Origin of the sequence: Streptomyces solicamelliae (assembly GCF_045348655.1) — a bacterium.
Taxonomy (GTDB): Bacteria; Actinomycetota; Actinomycetes; order Streptomycetales; family Streptomycetaceae; genus Streptomyces; species Streptomyces solicamelliae.
Genome location: NZ_CP160404.1, coordinates 4,912,573 through 4,931,076, shown reverse-complemented (window position 1 = coordinate 4,931,076; position 18,504 = coordinate 4,912,573). Strand labels below are relative to the sequence as shown.

At 72.8% G+C, this 18,504-nt stretch carries 20 protein-coding genes; 11 read left to right on the top strand and 9 right to left on the bottom strand.

Going from position 1 to position 18,504, the window contains the following annotated elements; genetic code table 11:
• Window position 1 precedes the first annotated feature (1 nt).
• The gene (locus tag ABZO31_RS23140; protein WP_406863175.1) at window positions 2-781 is read left to right on the top strand and encodes an ABC transporter permease; all 780 of its coding nucleotides are present in this window, start codon (window positions 2-4) and stop codon (window positions 779-781) included.
• Between the two features lie 51 nt (window positions 782-832).
• On the opposite strand, the gene ABZO31_RS23135 is transcribed toward ABZO31_RS23140, so the two are convergent.
• A complete protein-coding gene (locus ABZO31_RS23135) occupies window positions 833-1,285 on the bottom strand; it encodes a hypothetical protein (RefSeq protein WP_406863174.1) in 453 nt (150 codons plus the stop codon).
• 96 nt (window positions 1,286-1,381) lie between these two features.
• Here ABZO31_RS23135 and ABZO31_RS23130 point away from each other — a divergent pair, with 96 nt between their 5' ends.
• The 4 genes from ABZO31_RS23130 to ABZO31_RS23115 all read left to right on the top strand — a co-directional run bounded on the left by ABZO31_RS23130 (window position 1,382) and on the right by ABZO31_RS23115 (window position 4,474).
• Window positions 1,382-1,723 carry a helix-turn-helix transcriptional regulator gene (locus ABZO31_RS23130; RefSeq protein WP_406863173.1) on the top strand — a complete coding sequence of 114 codons (342 nt, stop codon included), beginning with the start codon at window positions 1,382-1,384 and terminating at the stop codon, window positions 1,721-1,723.
• Window positions 1,720-2,382 (top strand): permease prefix domain 1-containing protein, encoded by a 663-nt coding sequence (locus ABZO31_RS23125; protein ID WP_406863172.1) that lies wholly within the window; start codon window positions 1,720-1,722, stop codon window positions 2,380-2,382. Before ABZO31_RS23130 ends, ABZO31_RS23125 begins: the two co-directional genes overlap by 4 nt.
• Window positions 2,383-2,549: 167 nt before the next feature.
• Window positions 2,550-3,626, top strand: coding sequence for an ABC transporter ATP-binding protein (locus tag ABZO31_RS23120; protein WP_406863171.1), 1,077 nt, complete (start codon window positions 2,550-2,552; stop codon window positions 3,624-3,626).
• The gene (locus tag ABZO31_RS23115) at window positions 3,623-4,474 is read left to right on the top strand and encodes an ABC transporter permease subunit (protein ID WP_406863170.1); all 852 of its coding nucleotides are present in this window, start codon (window positions 3,623-3,625) and stop codon (window positions 4,472-4,474) included. The genes ABZO31_RS23120 and ABZO31_RS23115 overlap by 4 nt, the downstream gene beginning before the upstream one ends.
• Before the next feature lie 19 nt (window positions 4,475-4,493).
• Here ABZO31_RS23115 and ABZO31_RS23110 read toward each other — a convergent pair whose 3' ends face one another.
• Window positions 4,494-4,823, bottom strand: a complete 330-nt coding sequence (locus ABZO31_RS23110; RefSeq protein ID WP_406863169.1) for an ATP/GTP-binding protein — start codon at window positions 4,821-4,823, stop codon at window positions 4,494-4,496.
• Window positions 4,824-5,018: 195 nt separating this feature from the next.
• Between ABZO31_RS23110 and ABZO31_RS23105 the strand changes: the two genes are divergently transcribed.
• Window positions 5,019-6,053: an LLM class flavin-dependent oxidoreductase gene (locus ABZO31_RS23105; RefSeq protein ID WP_406863168.1), complete on the top strand. Its 1,035-nt coding sequence runs from the start codon at window positions 5,019-5,021 to the stop codon at window positions 6,051-6,053.
• 123 nt (window positions 6,054-6,176) lie between these two features.
• Here the strand turns inward: ABZO31_RS23105 and ABZO31_RS23100 are convergent, their stop codons facing one another.
• Complete coding sequence (locus ABZO31_RS23100; protein ID WP_406863167.1) at window positions 6,177-6,569, bottom strand: SCO5389 family protein; 393 nt, start codon at window positions 6,567-6,569, stop codon at window positions 6,177-6,179.
• Between the two features lie 219 nt (window positions 6,570-6,788).
• Between ABZO31_RS23100 and nucS the strand changes: the two genes are divergently transcribed.
• The gene (nucS, locus tag ABZO31_RS23095; RefSeq protein ID WP_406863166.1) at window positions 6,789-7,460 is read left to right on the top strand and encodes an endonuclease NucS; all 672 of its coding nucleotides are present in this window, start codon (window positions 6,789-6,791) and stop codon (window positions 7,458-7,460) included.
• A 66-nt stretch (window positions 7,461-7,526) separates the two neighbouring features.
• Here nucS and ABZO31_RS23090 read toward each other — a convergent pair whose 3' ends face one another.
• The 3 genes from ABZO31_RS23090 to ABZO31_RS23080 all read right to left on the bottom strand — a co-directional run bounded on the left by ABZO31_RS23090 (window position 7,527) and on the right by ABZO31_RS23080 (window position 11,659).
• Entirely contained in the window at window positions 7,527-10,127 is a 2,601-nt protein-coding gene (locus ABZO31_RS23090; RefSeq protein ID WP_406863165.1) for an ATP-binding protein, read from the bottom strand.
• 248 nt (window positions 10,128-10,375) lie between these two features.
• Entirely contained in the window at window positions 10,376-10,699 is a 324-nt protein-coding gene (locus ABZO31_RS23085) for an STAS domain-containing protein (protein ID WP_153484418.1), read from the bottom strand.
• Window positions 10,700-10,810: 111 nt separating this feature from the next.
• A complete protein-coding gene (locus ABZO31_RS23080) occupies window positions 10,811-11,659 on the bottom strand; it encodes a 3-hydroxyacyl-CoA dehydrogenase family protein (protein WP_406863164.1) in 849 nt (282 codons plus the stop codon).
• 153 nt (window positions 11,660-11,812) lie between these two features.
• Between ABZO31_RS23080 and ABZO31_RS23075 the strand changes: the two genes are divergently transcribed.
• The gene (locus ABZO31_RS23075) at window positions 11,813-12,385 is read left to right on the top strand and encodes a cob(I)yrinic acid a,c-diamide adenosyltransferase (protein WP_406863163.1); all 573 of its coding nucleotides are present in this window, start codon (window positions 11,813-11,815) and stop codon (window positions 12,383-12,385) included.
• Between the two features lie 51 nt (window positions 12,386-12,436).
• On the opposite strand, the gene ABZO31_RS23070 is transcribed toward ABZO31_RS23075, so the two are convergent.
• Window positions 12,437-13,105 (bottom strand): hypothetical protein, encoded by a 669-nt coding sequence (locus ABZO31_RS23070; protein ID WP_406863162.1) that lies wholly within the window; start codon window positions 13,103-13,105, stop codon window positions 12,437-12,439.
• A gap of 163 nt (window positions 13,106-13,268) precedes the next feature.
• Between ABZO31_RS23070 and ABZO31_RS23065 the strand changes: the two genes are divergently transcribed.
• The 3 genes from ABZO31_RS23065 (at window position 13,269) to ABZO31_RS23055 (ending at window position 17,095) form a co-directional block, all read left to right on the top strand.
• Window positions 13,269-14,465 (top strand): sensor histidine kinase, encoded by a 1,197-nt coding sequence (locus ABZO31_RS23065; RefSeq protein ID WP_406863161.1) that lies wholly within the window; start codon window positions 13,269-13,271, stop codon window positions 14,463-14,465.
• Complete coding sequence (locus ABZO31_RS23060; protein WP_406863160.1) at window positions 14,462-15,112, top strand: response regulator; 651 nt, start codon at window positions 14,462-14,464, stop codon at window positions 15,110-15,112. Before ABZO31_RS23065 ends, ABZO31_RS23060 begins: the two co-directional genes overlap by 4 nt.
• 135 nt (window positions 15,113-15,247) lie before the next feature.
• Window positions 15,248-17,095, top strand: a complete 1,848-nt coding sequence (locus tag ABZO31_RS23055; protein ID WP_406863159.1) for a glycoside hydrolase family 18 chitinase — start codon at window positions 15,248-15,250, stop codon at window positions 17,093-17,095.
• Here the strand turns inward: ABZO31_RS23055 and ABZO31_RS23050 are convergent.
• Window positions 17,092-17,892, bottom strand: a complete 801-nt coding sequence (locus ABZO31_RS23050) for a 4'-phosphopantetheinyl transferase family protein (RefSeq protein WP_406863158.1) — start codon at window positions 17,890-17,892, stop codon at window positions 17,092-17,094. The two genes, ABZO31_RS23055 and ABZO31_RS23050, sit on opposite strands and share 4 nt — an antisense overlap.
• A 61-nt stretch (window positions 17,893-17,953) precedes the next feature.
• A complete protein-coding gene (locus ABZO31_RS23045) occupies window positions 17,954-18,400 on the bottom strand; it encodes a DUF2550 domain-containing protein (protein WP_406865444.1) in 447 nt (148 codons plus the stop codon).
• Window positions 18,401-18,504: the final 104 nt, after the last annotated feature.

The following is an 18,504-nucleotide window of genomic DNA, read 5'->3' as shown; positions in this document are numbered from 1 at the left end:
GATGGCATCGGTACCCGCGGTCCTGCAGTCCGAGTGGACCAAGATCCGTACGGTCTCCTCGACGGTCTGGACCCTGGCGAGCGCGCTCGTGGTGACGGTGGCGATGAGCGCGGCGCTGTCCGCGCTGCTGAACTCGACCTTCGACGACCTATCGGTCGCCGAGCAGGCGACCTTCGACCCGACGTTCGTGAGCTTCTCCGGGATGGTCCTCGGGCAGCTGGCGATGGTGGTGTTCGGGGTGCTCGTGGTGGGCACGGAGTACTCCTCCGGCATGATCCGGACCTCGCTGGCCGCGGTGCCGCAGCGGGCCACGTTCATGTTCAGCAAGGTCGCCGTGGCGGGACTGCTCGCCCTGGCGGTGGGCATGGCGACGAGCTTCCTGACCTTCTTCCTGGGCCAGGCCCTGCTCGGCGAGCACCGCACCACGATCGGCGCGGACAACGTGCTGCGGGCGGTGATCGGCGGCGGCCTGTACATGGGGCTGATCGCGACGTTCTCGATGGGCGTGGCGATGATGCTCCGCTCGTCGATGCTGTCGCTGGGCATCCTGGTGCCGTTCTTCTTCCTGGTCTCCCAGATCCTGTCCGCGGTGCCGAAGGCCAAGGAGGTGGCCCGCTACTTCCCGGACCAGGCCGGCTCCAAGATCATGCAGGTGTTGCCGGACGCGATGAACCAGGAGGAGGCCCCGTACGGCCCCTGGGGCGGTCTCGGCATCATGGTCCTGTGGGTGGCGGCGGCCCTGGTCGGCGGCTGGTTGGTGCTGCGGAAGCGGGACGCGTAGGTCTGCGGACGTGTAGATCTGCGGACGTGTAGATCTGCGGACGCGTAGGTCTCAGGCCCCGGTGGTGGATCCGGGGCGGACGATCATGAGGACGGTGACGGCCGCCCACAGCAGGTTGAAGATCCCGGTGGTCATGGCGAGCCGCTTCGCGAGCGCGGAGCGGCTCGTGTCGTCGGCGTCCGTGTCGTCGAGGAGCTTCTCCTGCCCGGGCAGGATCAGGGCCAGGAGCAGGACGGCGGCGGCGGTCGTGAGGACGATCGAGGCGAGCAGCCAGGCGTCGGTGAGTACGCCCATCCGAGCGGCCGTGGCGATGCCGAGGACGGGCACGGCGACGCCGACGTACGTGTAGCCGCGGCAGATCCGGTGCAGGATGCCGGCCGTCCCGTCGCCGCTGCCGGCCGGGACGGCGCGGGCGAGGCGCGGGAACATCGAGGCCGCGACGGCGACCGGGCCGACGGCGAGGATCGCGGCGAGGACGTGGAGCGAGAGCAGCAGCTTGGTCACGGGGGTTCCCTGCGTACGGATGGATTGGCTGTCAATCCATGTGAGCCGTCCCGAGGTCTATCACGCCACTCCGCCGTTTGGGTAGGCTGCCTGACTATGAAGACCGACGCGGTACGCGGGCATCTGGACGGACTGCTGCTGTCCGTCCTCGAGTCCGGCCCCCTGCACGGCTACGCGATCATCACCGCGGTGCACGAGCGCAGCGGCGGCGCGCTGGAGCTGCGCAAGGGCACGATCTACCCGGCGCTCAACCGCCTGGAGCGGCTCGGACTGCTGCGCAGCACCTGGCAGTCGGAGGGCGAGCGGCGGCGGCGCTGCTACGAGCTCACCGACGAGGGCCGCCGCGGTCTGGACGAGGAGCGCAGCACCTGGCGGGAGTTCACCGCGGCGATCGGTGCCGTGCTCGAACCGCGGCGCGCCCCCGGACACGCGACGTGACACCGGGCCGGAACGTCACGCCGGACCGGTACGCCCTCCTGGACGCCCATCTGACGGAGCTGGCGTCCGTCCTGCACGGCCCGGCGAAGGCCAGGGCCCGGCTGCTCGGCGAGCTCCGCGAGGGCCTGGAGGACGCGACGGACGACCTGTCCGCGCACCTGGACCGCGACGAGGCGGCCCGCCGGGCGATCCGGGACTTCGGTACGCCGGAGGAGCTCGCCCCGGGCTTCCAGCGCGAGCTGACCATCGCCCAGGCGCGCCAGACCGCCCGCGCGGTGCTGCTGCTGGTCCCGCTGCTGTTCCTGTGCGGGTACGCGGCCGAGTTCACGGCGGGCCCGGCGGCGCAGCTGGCGTTCGTCCCGCTGGCGGGGGTGGCGGCGCTCGCGGGGCTGGCCGCGGCGGTGCTGCTCGCGGCCACCGGCCGGCTCTCCCGGCGCCTGCCCGCGCCCGACCGGCTGCCGCTGTTCGCCGCCTGGACCGGCACCACGGCCGCCACCGCCCTGGCGCTGAGCTCCCTGACCCTCGCCGTGGCCGCGGCCGTGACGTCGAACTGGCCGCTGGCCGCGGCGGGCGCGGCCCTGATGGCCGCCTCGCACGCCCATCTGGCCTCCGTCGCCCGGACCTGCCGGCGCTGCGCCCGGCTCGCCACGGGTGCCTGACCCGCGTCCCGCGCGGTCGAGGGACCGCTTCCGTTTTCTGAGGGACCGCTTCCGTTCTTCGGCCTCCGTGGAACCGTCCGCACGACGATAGGCTCCTCACTCGTACGGGGCCTTGGGCCCAGGGGCCATCGCCCCGACACCGACCGACCTGTCGATGGGGCTGGAGAATGATCGAGGCAGTCGGCCTGACCAAGCGCTACGGCGCCAAGACGGCCGTGGACGACCTTTCGTTCCAGGTGCGGCCCGGCGCCGTCACCGGATTCCTGGGGCCCAACGGCTCCGGGAAGTCGACGACCATGCGCATGATCCTCGGGCTCGACGCGCCCACCGCCGGCCACGTCACCATCGGCGGCCACCCCTACCGGGAGCTGCCCAACGCGCCCCGGCAGGTCGGGGCGCTGCTGGACGCCAAGGCCGTGCACGGCGGGCGGAGCGCTCGGAACCATCTGCTGTCGCTGGCCCAGCTGGCCGGGATCCCGCCGCAGCGGGTCGACGAGGTGCTCGGGGTCGTCGGCCTGCAGGACGTGGCCCGACAGCGGTCCAAGGGCTACTCGCTGGGCATGGGGCAGCGACTCGGCATCGCGGCCGCGCTGCTCGGCGACCCGCAGGTGCTGCTCTTCGACGAGCCGGTCAACGGGCTGGACCCGGAGGGCATCCTCTGGGTGCGGAACCTGATGAAGAAGCTGGCCGCCGAGGGGCGGACGGTGTTCGTCTCCAGCCACCTGATGAGCGAGATGGCGCTGACCGCCGACCATCTGATCGTGATCGGCCGCGGCCGGCTGCTCGCCGACATGAGCGTCCCGGACTTCATCGCCGCCAACTCCGCCGACTTCGCCCGCGTCCGCACCCCGCAGGACGCCCCCGAGCAGCGCGAGAAGCTGGCCGCCGCGCTCACCGGGGCGGGCGGCCGGGTGCTCTCCGAGCGGGACGGCGCGCTGCGGGTGACCGGGCTGCCGCTGCCCCGCATCAGCGACCTCGCGCACGGGGCGGACGTACGGCTCTGGGAGCTGTCGCCGCACCAGGCCTCCCTGGAGGAGGCGTACATGCGGCTGACGCAGAGCGCCGTCGACTACCGCTCCACGGAGGACCAGCTCGCCGGGCTGCGGCCTCCGGAGCCCGAGGACGGCTGGACGTCCCCGCCCGAGCCGGTGGTCCCGGAGGTGCCGCAGGAGGGCTTCTACGCCCCGCCGCCGCCCGGACAGAACCCCTACGCGACCCAGGACGAGCCCGAGGACGCCCGATGACCACTCCCCCGGCGCAGCAGGCCGGCGCGCCCGCCCCCGGCGTGTACGCCCCCGTCTACGTCTCCCCCATCCCGGTGCGCCGGGCCCATCTCGGCGACGCGCTCGCCTCCGAGTGGACCAAGATCCGCTCGGTGCGCTCCACGATGTGGACGCTCGGCGTGCTGGTGCTGCTGATGGTCTCCATCGGCATCGGCGTCGCCGCGCTGGTCGCCGCCAGCGGTGTGGGCACCGAGAGCGACCCGGCCCTCGGGCTCGGCTTCTTCGGTCTGCTGCCGGGCTCGATCTGCGTGATCACCCTCGGCGTGCTGACCATCGCCTCCGAGTACGGCACCGGCATGATCCGCACCACGCTGACCGCCTGCCCCAGCCGCGGCCGGGTGTTGGCCGCCAAGGCGATCGTCTTCTTCCTGCTGGTCTTCGCCATCACCACCGTCACCGCGACGCTGGTCGCGGTGGCCCAGTACGGGCTGGTGGGCGGGCCCGAACAGGACGCCGGGGCGTGGCTGCGGGCCACCGTCGGCGCCGGGCTCTACATCGCCCTGCTGGGACTGCTCTCGATGGCCGTCGGCACGATCATCCGGCACTCCGCGGGCGCCATCACGATCATGATCGGGGTGCTGCTGCTGCCGCTGGTGGCGGGACTGTTCATGTTCACGGAGTCCCTGCAGGGCCTCCAGGAGGCGCTGTTCACGTACGCCGTGCCCTCGCAGATGATCGCGCTGTACGCCGACGTCCCGCCGTTCGGCGCCGACGGCCCGTCCGGCTGGGAGCCGGTACTGATCCTCATCGGCGTCACCGGCCTCGCCCTCGGCGCCGCGTACGCGGCGATGCGCGCGCAGGACGTGTGACGCCGCTCCGGCCGGGCGTTCAGTAGCGCGGCGCGTTCCGGGACCGCTGCACCCGCGAGGTGCGGCGGTCCTTCGCGTTCCAGCACGCCTTGTGCCAGTGCCGCCGGTCGTCCACTCCCCCGTACTCCGGCCAGGCCACCACGTGCGGCGCGCCCGACGGGATCTCCTGGTCGCAGCCGGGGCAGCGGTACCGCTTGCCCGGGGAGCTGGCGCCGGCCACGAGGCGGACGTACCACTCCTCGCCCTGCCAGGTCTCGCTCCGCTGCGCGCCTCCGTAGCGGTCGCCCGGCTCGTCCTGCTGGGCCGCCGGCTTCTCGCCGCCTCGGGAGCGGTTGCGACGCGGGGACACGGAACACCTCACAGGGCAGGGGACGACGGTCGGCTCCCTCCAGCGTACGGGCCGGGCCAGGCCGCTCCGGCCCACCCGGACGGCGGTGTTACCGGAAAATCGCAACAACTTGCCGCGTGCCCGTTGCCTTTGGCACGTGCAGGCGTTGATGCGTACAAGGGGGAGTACCGCGTCGGCCGCAAGGAGGCAGTAGCGATGCGCGTGGGTACGTTTGTTCTGGCCGCCCAGTTCCCGGGCCAGGGGCCGGGGGAGGCGCTGCACCGGGCGGTGCGGACGGCCGAGCTCGTGGAGGAGTGCGGGCTCGACTCGGTCTGGCTGGCGGAGCACCACTTCGTGCCGTACGGCGTGTGCCCGTCCGCGGTGACGCTGGCCGCGCTGCTGCTGGGGCGGACACGCCGGATCCGGGTCGGCACGGCGGTGAGCGTGCTGCCGACGGCCCATCCGGTGGCGCTCGGCGAGCAGGCGGCGCTGCTCCATCTCACCTCCGGCGGGCGGTTCACGCTGGGCGTGGGCCGGGGCGGGCCGTGGGTGGACCTGGAGGTCTTCGGCGCGGGGCTGGAGGCGTACGACAACGGGTTCCCGGAGTCGCTGGACCTGCTGCTGCGGTGGCTGGGCGAGCCGCGGGTCGGGGCGGACGGCGAGCGGTACGCGTTCCGCGAGGTGGCGGTGGTGCCGCGGGCGGACGAGCTGGTGGGCGGCGAGGAGGGCCCGGAGGTCGTGGTCGCCTGCACCTCGCGCAACAGTGTGCGGCTGGCCGCGGAGCGCGGGCTGCCGATGCTGCTCGGGATGCACTGCGGGGACGAGGAGAAGGCGGAGACGGTCGCCGCCTGGCGGCGGTACGCGCGGGACGCCGGCCGGAGCCCCGGGGAGATCGAGCGGATCGGGCGGGGCCATGTCTCGGCCGGTGTGGTGCAGCTCGCGGACCGTACGGAGGACGCGGCGGAGGCGCTGGTCAAGGCGATGCCCGGCTGGCTGAAGCAGGGGCTCGACGCGCATGTGACGGTGGACGGCCGGTACCGCGCGATGCGGGACCCGGTGGCGTACACGGAACTGCTGTGCGGGCTGCACCCGGTGGGCACCCCGCGGGTCGCCGCCGACCGGCTGGCGGCCACCGCCGAGCGCACCGGGATCACCCGCTTCGCGCTGCTCGCGGAGGGCTCGGGCGACCTCGCGGCCACGGAGGAGAACGTCCGGAGGGTGGGCGCGGAGGTCCTGCCGCTGCTGAGCTGAGCCGGCGGCCCGTCCGCGCGCCGGCGACCGCGGACCTCCGCTCCCGCACCGGAAGGATCTCCCCCGTCAGGGACCTCCTCCGCTGCGGGAGCGGCGGCACAAGACATCAGCGGTCGCGGGCCATCAGCAGTCGCGCAGTTCCGGTGACTGGTTGAGCAGCTGTCCCCGGACGGAGGTGAAGCGGGCCAGCCGCTCGTCCGCCGCGGCGTCCAGCGGGAAGACCGCCACACGGTGGCAGTTCTGGAAGGCGAGACGCACGCCGAAGTGCCGCTGCAGCGCACCACGGATCGCGTCGCTCGCCAGCGCACGCAGCAACTGGCCGCGCGCCTGCTCGTCCGGCGGCGGCGTCTGGTTGTCGGCGAACTCTCCGCCGTCCACCTTCAGCTGGGCCACCAGAGAGCTGATCATCTCCCACGCGTAGGGCAGGGAGGTCCGGACGCAGTCGACGAAGTCGGCTTCGTCGACCTCGCCTCGCTCGGCCTGTTCCAACAGCGCCGGTGAGACGTCGAGCGACATGTGTACTCCTCTCGCGACCCCGCCCGCGGCGGGGTCTTCCGGGCAGGACTGGAGGACCCCCGTCCGCAACGCAGAGTGCACGGGTGGCGACCTCCTGCTAACACGGTAAGCGTGCCGTCCTGACCGCACCAGGAGATTGGGAACACAACCGGCCAATAACGAACGGGAGTTTAGGCGCGAATCGCGCGGAGGAGCGGAGGTCTTGTAGCGTTGCGCACCATGCGTCTCGTCATTGCCCGTTGTTCCGTGGACTACGCGGGCCGGCTCACCGCCCATCTGCCCTCTGCACCCCGACTGATCCTGGTGAAGGCGGACGGCAGCGTCTCCATCCACGCGGACGACCGCGCGTACAAACCGCTCAATTGGATGTCCCCGCCGTGCACGCTCAAGGAGGGCGTGGACGGCGAAGAGGGCGTCTGGACCGTGGTGAACAAAGCGGGCGAGAAACTGATCATCACGATGGAGGAGATCATGCACGACTCCTCCCACGAACTCGGTGTCGACCCGGGCCTCATCAAGGACGGCGTGGAAGCGCACCTGCAGGAGCTGCTCGCCGACCGGATCGAGACGCTCGGCGAGGGCTGGACGCTGATCCGCCGCGAGTACCCGACGGCGATCGGCCCGGTGGACATCCTGTGCCGGGACGCCGACGGCGCGACGGTCGCGGTGGAGATCAAGCGGCGCGGCGAGATCGACGGCGTCGAGCAGCTGACCCGCTACCTGGAGCTGCTGAACCGCGACCCGCACCTCGCGCCGGTGAAGGGCGTCTTCGCCGCGCAGGAGATCAAGCCGCAGGCCCGCGTGCTGGCGACGGACCGCGGCATCGACTGCGCGGTCCTGGACTACGACGCCCTGCGCGGCATCGAGGACGACAAGCTGCGGCTGTTCTGAGCGCCCCCCACGTGTGACGGCCCCCGTCCGGCGAGAGCCGGGCGGGGGCCGTCGTCCGTGCGGGACTCAGAGGCCGGTGGGGCTGCCTCCCGTGGAGGCGGCGCCCCCGGTCGCCCCGCCGTCCGTCGTCGTGCCGCCGTCGGTCGTCGTGCCGCCGTCGGTGGTCCCGCCGTCCGTCGTCCCGCCGTCGGTCGTCGTCCCACCGTCCGTCGTGGTCCCACCGTCCGTCGTCGTGCCGCCGTCGGTGGTCGTACCGCCGTCGGTGCCGCCCGTGGGCGTGCCGCCGGACGGGCTGCCGGACGTCGTTCCGCCGGTCGTCGGCGTACCCGGCTTCGTGGTCTTGGTGGGCTTGGTCGTCGTGCCGCCCGTGCTCGTCGGGGTGCCCGGCTCGGTGGAGGTGCCGCCGGTGGTGGAGTCCCTCGGGTCCGTGGCGGCGGAGCCGGTGGGGGAACCGCTCTCGCCCGGGGTGGCCTCGCCGGAGGGGTCCGGGGTGGCGTCCGGGGTGGCGGTCTCGTCGGGCGTCTCCGTGTCGTAGCCGTCGCCGTAGCCGTCCTCGCCCGTGGTCTGGTCGGAGGTGACCCGGTTGGAGCCGGGGTCCTCGCCCTCGCCGGACGTCGCGCCGAGGGTGACCACGGTGCCGAGCACCGCGACCAGCAGCGCGCCCGCGCCCGCGGCGATCAGGTTGCGGCGGGTGCCGAGGAGGCCGCGGCGGGCGGGTCCTGCGGCCGGTTCGGGGGTGGCGGTGCCGGTCAGGGCCACGGTCGGCCCGTCGTCGGGGAAGTCCGGGAAGTGCTGGACGGTCGGGAACGGCGCGCGATCCTTCACGAGCGCCGTCGTCGTGTCGACGGCCGCCGCGGCCGGCTCCTCGTACAGGTCGCCCGGCACCGGCGACGGGCTGCCGCCGCGGTCCGCGACGAGGGCCAGCGCCCGCCGCCCGGCGACGGTGCCGCGCTTGTCGGCGAGCGCGCCGCGCAGCGCGATGGAGGCCTCCAGCTCGGCGCGGGCCCGCTCCAGGTTGCCGGAACACAGTGCGAGGACGCCCAGCTCGTGGTGGAAGTACGCCTCCTCCGCGACCTCCCCGGCCCGCCGGGCGGCCTCCTGGCCGGCCCGCAGGGCGCGCTCCCAGGCGCCCCAGTGCAGCCCGGAGGCGAAGACGGGCGCGGCGCTGCGGGCGAGCAGCACGGCGGCGCTGGCGTGCCCGGCCTCCTGGCTGGGCAGCAGCACGGTGAGCGCGCAGCCCAGCGCGTCCGCCTCGGCGGCGGCGCGTTCGGGGGTGACGGAGGGGTGGCCGGCCCACCAGGCGTAGTGCTGGGCGACGGTGTGCGCGCGGCCGACGGTGTCCTCGGCGTAGCCGGAGGCGACGAGCTGGGTGAGCACGCCGGGCGCGAGGCGGTAGCGGGCGCCGACCGGGCTGAGCAGTCCGGCGCCGGTGAGTTCGCCGAGCGCGGCGTCGGCGTGGGTGTCGCCGACGAGGGCGGGCAGGTGCGCGGGGTGCGGGACCTCGCCGCCGAGGGCGACGGCGAACCGCAGGGTGTCCTGGGCGGACTGGCCGAGCCGGGAGGCGAGCAGGGCCGCGGGGGCGGCGCCCTCGCCGAGGGTGGGCAGCGGGACGTCGGTGCCGTCCGCCGCCCCGGGTATGCCGGAGACGTGGACGCGGGTGCCGCCGTCGCCGGGCCGGCCGGCGTCGCCGAAGGCGTCGTCGAGCGCGCCGAAGGCGTCGAACTCGTCGAAGGCGTCGTTCTGCTCGGGCCCGCTGCGCAGCCGGTCGCGCTGCCTCAGCAGGGCTCCGGCCTGGACGAAGCGCAGCGGCAGGCCCTCGGACTCGAACCAGAGGTCGCCGGCCCAGTTGGCCTCGTCGTCGGTGAGGGTGCGGCCGACGGTCGCCTCGAGGAGCTCCAGGGCGGAGGCCCGGCCGAGGCCGGCGAGGGCGACCTCCTCGACGTGCGCGTCGGCGGAGGGCGCGGCGACGTCGGGGGCGGCGGCGAGCAGGTAGGCGCACTCGGGGGTGGCGGTGAGCAGTTCGTCGAGGGCGGCGCCGCCGAGTTCGAGGTCGTCGACGACGACGATCGCGCCGATCTCTCGGACGAGGTCGAGCACCTCGGCGCGGTCGGGGCGGTACGCGGGCAGGTGCATGACCGTGCCGAGCAGGTCGTGCAGCAGCTCGGTGGCGGTGCGGTGGTAACCGGAGAGGCGCACGACGCCGTCGGGGGCGAGGTCGGTGCAGTCCGCGGCGACCTCGTCGAGGAGCCGGCTGCGGCCGGAGCCGGCCGGTCCGGTGACGCGGGCGCTGCGGCCCCGGGAGAGCAGCTGGACGAGCCGCTCGCGCTCCTCCTGGCGCTCCAGGAGCGGCGGGCGGGGCACGGCGGGGCCGGGCGGTACGGGCGGGGCGGAGGCGCGGGCGTGGTCGGCGCGTTCCTCGGCGGTGCGGCGGCGCGGCGGCTGCGGCCGGTCTCCGGGCGGGCAGGCCTCGATCTCGCTGCCGTCGACCGGGTTGACGGTGAGCAGCAGGTCGCCGACGACGAGTTTGACCGTACGGACGACGGGGGGTGCGGACTGGCCGAAGTCGGACGTCAGCGGGTCGCGGGGACCACGCCGAGCACCGGCGGCCGCGCCCGTGCGCTCGCCGTCCTTGCCGTACTCCTCCGGTCCCCGGTGGATCGGGTCCATGGTGAATGCCCCCAAAAAAGCGGTGCGCGCCGTGCCCCTCCCGGCCGTTCTGCACGCTCGCTGACGCTTCGGGTCCGGTGCCCGCCTGGTGGGTCCGTCAATCGGCGGGCGACCGAACCCTAGACCGATGGACGGCATTCCGTCACGGGCGGGGTACCGCCCCGCCCGTGACGTCACCATCTCGTGAGGATTGAGCGGGTCGCCGGTTTCACACAGGTGCTTCACAGGCGGGTCGCCCGCGCGTCGTTTCAGACGCGCGGCAGCGACTCGGCGGCGAGGCCGCCCTCGATGGCGAGGATGCGGTGCAGCCGGGTGGCCACTAGCAGCCGCTGCATCTGGGGCGGGACACCACGCAGCACGAGCCGGCGGCCGCAGCGGCCGGCCCGTCGGTGTGCGCCCATGATGACCCCGAGCCCGGTGGCGTCCCAGGAGTCGAGACCGGTCAGGTCGAGGACCAGGTCTCCGTCTCCGTCGTCGACGGCCGAGTGCAGGACCGTACGGGCGTCCGCCGCGCTGCGGACGTCGAGGCGGCCCCCGACGACCAGCTCGGCGTGGTCGCCCCTGATGTGCATATGCGCTCCCCGAGAGTGCTTCGTCTATGCAACAACTGACTGCCGGACCGGCAGAAGCGTTGCGCCTTGTAAGCGAACCGAGACCGAATTCACCCGTCGGGGTGATAGCGGTCAGTACGTGTAGAAGCCCTGCCCGCTCTTGCGGCCGATGTCACCCGCGTCCACCATCCGGCGCATCAGCTCCGGCGGGGCGAACTTCTCGTCCTGGGACTCGGTGTAGATGTTGCTCGTGGCGTTGACGAGGATGTCGACGCCGGTGAGGTCGGCCGTGGCGAGCGGGCCCATGGCGTGCCCGAAGCCCAGCTTGCAGGCCAGGTCGATGTCCTCGGCGGTCGCCACGCCCGATTCGTACAGCTTGGCGGCCTCGACGACCAGCGCGGAGATCAGGCGGGTGGTCACGAAGCCGGCCACGTCGCGGTTGACGACGATGCAGGTCTTGCCGACGGACTCGGCGAACTCCCGTGCGCCGGCGAGGGCTTCGTCGCTGGTCTTGTGTCCGCGGACCAGCTCGACGAGCTGCATCATCGGGACCGGCGAGAAGAAGTGGACGCCGACGACGGACTCCGGGCGCTCCGTCACCGCGGCGATCTTGGTGATCGGGATGGCGGAGGTGTTGGAGGCGAGGACCGCGCCGTCCTTGGCGATCTTGTCGAGGGAGCGGAAGATCTCGTGCTTGACCTCGAGCTTCTCGAAGACCGCCTCGACGACGACATCGGCGTCGGCGACCGCGTCGAGGTCGGTGGTCGGGGTGATCCGGGCGTAGGCGGCCTCGGCGGCCTCCGCGTCCAGCTTCCCCTTGGAGACGAACCTGTCGTACGAGGCCTTGATGCCGTCGGTGCCCCGGGTGAGGGCCGCGTCGGTGACATCGCGCAGCACGACGTCCCAGCCCGCCTGGGCGGAGACCTGCGCGATTCCGGACCCCATCAGTCCGGCGCCGATGACGGCGAGCTTCCTGGCCACGTTGGTTCTCCCCTTAACGACTGTTCACCGATGACTCTCCGGCGGAGATTAGCGGCCTGGGAGCTTCATGTGACCCGGAAGTAATGCGCGTCACGCCCGGTTTGACGGACGTCACACTGACGACACCCCGCGGGAGGTATCTACGCTGGGGCCATGGTCAATCTGACGCGCATCTACACCCGTACCGGCGACCAGGGCACCACCGCCCTGGGGGACATGAGCCGGACCGCGAAGACCGATCTGCGGATCGCCGCCTACGCGGACGCCAACGAGGCCAATGCCGTCATCGGCACGGCCGTCGCGCTCGGGGGGCTCGACGAGGAGGTCGTGAAGGTCCTCACGCGCGTGCAGAACGACCTGTTCGACGTGGGCGCGGACCTGTCGACGCCGGTGGTCGAGGACCCGAAGTACCCGCCGCTGCGGGTGGAGCAGTCGTACGTGGACAAGCTGGAGGCGGACTGCGACCGCTTCCTGGAGCGCCTGGACAAGCTCCGCTCCTTCATCCTCCCCGGCGGCACGGCCGGCGCGGCCCTGCTGCACCAGGCCTGCACGGTGGTCCGCCGCGCGGAGCGCTCCACGTGGGCGGCGATGGAGGCCCACGGCGACACGATGAACCCCCTGACCGCCACCTACCTGAACCGCCTCTCGGACCTGCTCTTCATCCTGGCGCGGACGGCCAACAAGGAGGTCGGCGACGTGCTGTGGGTGCCGGGCGGGGAGCGCTGAGAACGCCTCCGCGCCGGCCGGCCCCCCGTGGCCGGCCGGTGCGGGGCGGGCTTACTCCGCGGCGCCCCTCTGCCCGGAGGCCGGGGGTTGTCCTCCCGACGACACCGCGTCCTCGGGCGCACGGCCGGCCATGCGGTCGGGGCCGTGCTCCGGGTCCCGGGCGGGGAGCGCGGAGGACTCCTCCGTCTTCGGTGCCTTGCGGGGCCAGAGGGCGTAGCTGAGGGCGATCAGGCCGTGGATGCCGACGGCGCGCCAGGCGCCGTACATCCACATCTTCAGCGAGGTCGTGTCGCCGTCGTCGCCGACGTACCACATCGCGGCCAGCAGCAGGACGGTGGCGACGGCGCCGCCGATCAGCGTGCCGAGCCAGATCTCGCCCTCGTGGCGGGCGCGGGCCATGCCGTACTGCGGGGGCTTCTTCGGCGGCGGGCCGCCGCCGAGGCGGTGGGCGGCGTGGCCGTCGAGCCACTTCACGGTGCGGTGGCCGTGGCCCACGGTGTAGCCGATGTACAGCGCGGCCAGGCCGTGCTTCCAGTCCGGCGAGGCGCCGTTCTTGAGGTCGATCGCCGTCACGACGAGCAGCACGACCTCCAGCAGCGGCTCGCACAGCAGGAACGCCATGCCGAGACGCGGCATCTTCAGCAGGTAGCGGGTCGCGAGTCCGGCGGCCAGCAGCACCCAGAACCCGACCTCACAGATCACGATCAGCCAGACGATCACGGTGGAACTCCTTTCCGGTTCCCCCTCAGCGTCCCGTGCGGCCGGGCCGGAATCGTCGTCGCCGGTGACGAAGTGGGGCTACATCCTTCGGCGGAGGCGCGGCGCGTGCGGGATCGGTCCGTACGGCGACGTGCCCGCGGGCCGCGCCGTGTTGGATGGGCGTGTGAGAATCCCCCGACCCCACCGCGTCGACCTGCTCATCGCCGCCGGCGGCCTGGCCTGCGGGCTGCTGCTGTGGGGCTTCGGCATCGTCGTCCGGCCGGACGCGCTGATCGACGGGCGCTGGGCCGTCCTGGTGCCCCTGCTCGTGATGACCGCGACGGAGACGGTGCGCCGCACCATGCCGCGCACCGCGCTGGCCGTCGGCACCCTCGCGGTCGTCGCGAACGAGTTCACGCACGGCAGCATCGCGACCATCCTGATGTTCACGGACGTGGTCTACGCCGCCGTCGTGTACGGCCCGCCCGCCTCCGCCCGCCGCATCCCGTACTCCACCGGGCTGATCACGGTCGGCATCACCATCGGCTTCCTGGTCTGGTGGCAGAACGCCATAGCGCTGCTGATCGGCGTGGCCAGCGGCATCGTCTGCTTCCTGCCCGCCCTCACCGGTGCGGTGGTGCGCAACCACCGGCAGACCGCCGAGGCCGCCCGGCTGCGCGCCGAGCAGACCGCGCTGCTGGCCGAGATGGACCGCAGCCAGGCGGTCGTCGCCGAACGGGCGCGGATGGCCCGCGAGCTGCACGACATGGTCGCCAACCATCTGTCGGCGATCGCGATCCATTCCACCGCCGCGCTGTCCCTGGACGACGCGGCGACCACCCGCCAGGCGCTGACCGTCATCCGGGAGAACAGCGTCGCGGGCCTGGCGGAGATGCGCCGGCTGATCGGTCTGCTGCGCGACAGCAGCGGCGACGCCGAGCCGGCCGCCGCGCCCACGCTGGCCGGCCTGGACGCGCTGGTCGCGCAGGCCGGGACGAACGGCGAGTCCAGCGGGCTGACCTTCGCCCTCGACGACACCCGGGACCCGGCCCGCCCCGCACTGCCCGCGCCGGTGGAGCTGGCCGCGTACCGGATCGTCCAGGAGTCGCTGACCAACGCGCTCAAGCACGCCCCCGCCGGGCTGGTCGCGGTGACCCTGACCCAGGACGGGCACACCCTGCGGGTGCTGGTCACCAGCCCGTTCGGGGACCGGCCGGGACCGCGCGCACCGGGCTCCGGGGCGGGGCTCGTGGGCATGCGCGAGCGCGTCGCCCTCCTCGGCGGTGAATTCGAGGCCGGGCCGGTCACCACGGCCGAGGGCCGGAAGATCTGGCAGGTGCGGGCCGAACTGCCCGCGGAGGAGAGGACGTCGGACGGATGACGATCCGGGTGCTGGTCGCCGAGGACCAGAGCGCGGTACGGGCGGGCCTGGTGCTGATCCTGGGCAGTGCCCCGGACATCGAGGTGGTCGGGGAGGCCGCCGACGGTGAGCGGGCGGTGGCGCTGGCCCGCGAACTACGGCCGGATCTCGTCCTGATGGACGTGCAGATGCCCCGCATGGACGGCGTGACCGCCACCGGCCACGTGGTCGCGGAGGGGCTGGCCGACGTGCTGGTGCTGACCACCTTCGATCTGGACGAGTACGTCTTCGGGGCGCTGCGCGCGGGCGCCGCGGGCTTCCTGCTGAAGAACACCGACGCGGCCGACCTGATCGAGGCGGTGCGCACGGTGGCCCGCGGCGAGGGCCTGATCGCACCCGCGGTGACCCGCCGGCTGATCGCGGAGTTCGCCGCGCACACGCCCGTACGCTCCCCGGACGCACCGGATCCGTCGGTACTGGACGTGCTGACGCGACGGGAGCGGGAGGTGCTGGCGTGTCTGGGGCAGGGGCTGTCGAACGCGCAGATCGCCGAGCGGCTCGGGATGGCGGAGGCGACGGTGAAGACGCACGTCAGCAAGGTGCTGGGGAAGCTGGATCTGCGCAGCAGGGTGCAAGCGGCGGTGCTGGCGCAGGAGTTGGGCGTCTGACGGATTACCGAACCGAACACTCCGGCGATGGTCTGGACCTCTTGACGATTGGTCCAGACCTTCCTACGCTCTCGGCGCGCGCAAGTACTACGGACCACCCCCACCCTGTCCGTTCCGCGAACTTGAGGAGCACCGTTGAGCACTCAAGCACCGACGCGCAGAACAGGCCTCAGACAACGGGCCGCCGCTGGTCTGACCGCCCTGATCCTGCCCCTGGCCGCGATGGTCGGCCTCGCCTCCCCGGCGGAGGCCGCCACCTCCGCCACCGCCACGTACACCAAGGTCTCCGACTGGGGCTCCGGCTTCGAGGGCAAGTGGACGGTGAAGAACACCGGCACCACCACGCTCTCCTCCTGGACCGTCGAGTGGGACTACCCCTCCGGCACCGCCGTCACCTCCGCCTGGGACGCGACCGTCACCGGCTCCGGCACCCACTGGACCGCCAAGAACGTCGGCTGGAACGGCACCCTCGCCCCCGGCGCCTCCATCTCCTTCGGCTTCAACGGCACCGGCTCCGGCTCGCCGTCCGGCTGCAAGGTCAACGGCGGTTCCTGCGACGGCGGTTCGCAGCCCGGCGACGCACCGCCGTCCGCCCCCGGCACGCCCGTGGCCTCCGACATCGGCAACACCTCGGTCAAACTGACCTGGACCGCCGCCACCGACGACAAGGGCGTCAAGAACTACGACGTCCTGCGCGACGGCAACAAGGTCGCCACGGTCACCGGTCTGACCTACACCAACACGGGGCTGACCGCCGGCACCGACTACAGCTACACGGTCGTCGCCCGCGACACCATCGACCAGACCGGCCCGGCCAGCGGCGCCGCGTCCGTCCGCACCACCGGCGGCGACGACCCGCCGCCGCCCGGCGACACCGTGAAGATGGGCTACTTCACCAACTGGGGTGTCTACGGCCGCAATTACCACGTGAAGAACCTGGTCACCTCGGGCTCCGCGGCCAAGATCACGCACATCAACTACGCCTTCGGCAACGTCCAGGGCGGCCGCTGCACCATCGGTGACTCCTACGCCGACTACGACAAGGCCTACACCGCCGACCAGTCCGTCGACGGCGTCGCCGACACCTGGGACCAGCCGCTGCGCGGCAACTTCAACCAGCTGCGCAAGCTGAAGAAGGCCTACCCCCACATCAAGATCCTCTGGTCCTTCGGCGGCTGGACCTGGTCCGGCGGCTTCGGCCAGGCCGTGCAGAACCCGGCGGCCTTCGCCCAGTCCTGCCACGACCTGGTGGAGGACCCGCGCTGGGCCGACGTCTTCGACGGCATCGACCTGGACTGGGAGTACCCGAACGCCTGCGGTCTGAGCTGTGACACCAGCGGGCCGGCCGCGTTCAAGAACATGATGTCGGCGATGCGCGCCAAGTTCGGCGCCAACGCCCTGGTCACCGCGGCCGTCACGGCCGACGCCTCGTCCGGCGGCAAGATCGACGCCGCCGACTACGCGGGCGCCGCGCCGTACATGAACTGGTTCAACGTGATGACGTACGACTTCTTCGGCGCCTGGGCGGCGCAGGGCCCGACGGCCCCGCACTCCCCGCTCACCTCGTACGCCGGCATCCCCCAGGCGGGCTTCAACTCCGCCGAGGCGATCGCCAAGTTCAAGGCCAAGGGCGTTCCGGCGAACAAGCTGCTGCTCGGCATCGGCTTCTACGGCCGCGGCTGGACCGGCGTCACCCAGGCCGCGCCCGGCGGCACCGCCACCGGACCGGCGCAGGGCACGTACGAGCAGGGGATCGAGGACTACAAGGTCCTGAAGAACAGCTGCCCGGCCACCGGCACCGTCGCCGGCACCGCCTACGCCAAGTGCGGCAGCAACTGGTGGAGCTACGACACCCCGGCCACGGTCACGTCCAAGATGGGCTGGGCCAAGAACCAGGGCCTGGGAGGCGCGTTCTTCTGGGAGTTCAGCGGCGACACCGGCAACGGCGAGCTGGTGAGCGCGATCAACTCGGGGCTGAACTAGTCCCCGGCGCGGCGGGGGCGGCGCAGCACGCCGTCCCCGGCGCGGCGGGGGCGGCGCAGCACGCCGTCCCCGTCGTACGCCACCTCGTGCCGGACCACCCGGCAGCCGTCGCCGAGCACCGCCACGGCCGCCGCGTAGTCGTCCGGCGCCGGAACGTCGTACAGCCGCACCGGCGGGTGCGGCTGTGCGCGTTCCGCCCAGGACAGCAGGGCCGCGGGCGCGTCGGGGGCGCTCACCGTGAGCAGCGCCGGGTCGACGCTCAGCCCGTCGCCGGTGGCCTTGAGCACCGCTTCCTTGCGGGCCCAGTAGCGGGTGAAGCCGCCGGCCCGCTCCCCCGCCGGCAGCCGGTCGTACGCGGCCCGCTCCTCGGCCGAGAGCACCGTGAGCGGCGGGTCGCCGACCCGCCCGATCTCCTCGATGTCCACGCCGACCGGACCGGCGTACGTCAGTGCCACCGCCACCTGGTCCCCCGCGTGGGACAGCGAGAGGTGCAGCGGGGAGCCCGGCAGGACGGGCTTGCCGTGCCCGCCGGAGGTGCAGGTCCGGCACACCGCGGCGAAGGACGGCTCCGCGGGATCGAGGTCCAGCTGGGCGCCGACCAGATCGCGCAGCAGGGCGTGCGCGGTCAGATACAGGCCACGCGGCTCGTCCCGGAGGAAGGCCTCGTACCGGGCCCGCTCCCCCGCGTCGAGCAGTTTCAGCAAGGCCGGCGCGCCGGAGGCGCGCACGGAAACGGCCCGGGCGGTCCACACATGGCACTCACCGGGCCGTACGAGTTCCTCGGGCGGGGGCGTCACGCCACGTTCACCCTCCCCCAGACTCCGTCCGGGGGTACCCCCATCCAACGAGACCCCCTTCTTATGCGACATTGACTCGTTGTCCGGGCGGGGCCGCCTCCAGCCAGGCCAGGAAACCGGTCAGCGCGTCCTCGCTCATCGCCAGCTCCAGGCGGGTCCCCTGATGGAGACAGCCGAGCACGACGGCGTCGGACAGCAGCGCCAGCTCCTCCTCGCCCTCCGGCATCCGGCGGGCCAGCACCTCGATCTGGGAGCGCTCGAGGACACGGCGGGGCCGGGGCGCGTAGGAGAAGACGCGGAACCAGGCGATGCGGTCGCCGCTGTAGCGCGCGACGCCGTACACCCAGCCCTTGCCGGTCAGGTCCGGCTCGTCGGGGATGTTCCAGCGCAGGGAGCAGTCGAACGTGCCGCCGGAGCGCTGGATCAGCCGCCGGCGCAGACCGAACACGAACAGCCCGATCACCACCAGTGCGACGACCAGGCCGCTCACAAGCAGGGCGAGGAACATCTCCACCGACCTCCTCGCAACGTCCCGTAAGCGAACACCAGCATCTGCATCTGCATCGCCTCAGCCGCGGTACGGTCTGGAAGATTCCAGCCGTACCGCGGCTG